Raw genomic sequence first — 215 nt, 5'->3', positions numbered from 1 at the left:
GGTGGAGTGTTCCGTGGAGCACTCGACGACGACGCGGACCGGGGCGTCGCAGTCGGTGTGGCGGACGTCCAGTGCGGGGCCCTCGGGGCCGAGGGCGTATGTCTCGCCCCACTGGCTCAGTGCCATCAGGACGGGCCACAGGTCCCAGCCCTTGCGGGTCAGGCGGTATTCGTTGCGGGAGCGGCTGCCGGGCTCCCGGTAGGGGACGGTCTTGA

Annotated in this window: 1 protein-coding gene; it reads right to left on the bottom strand. The window is 71.2% G+C overall.

Annotated elements, in window-relative coordinates; genetic code table 11:
* Positions 1-215: winged helix-turn-helix transcriptional regulator (locus OP79_RS49505; protein ID WP_033330071.1), on the bottom strand; the 215-nt coding region annotated here is incomplete at both ends.

It is taken from the genome of Streptomyces yerevanensis, from assembly GCF_000716805.1.
GTDB classification, from domain to species: domain Bacteria; phylum Actinomycetota; class Actinomycetes; order Streptomycetales; family Streptomycetaceae; genus Streptomyces; species Streptomyces flaveus.
This window is presented reverse-complemented; position numbering and strand designations above follow the sequence as displayed.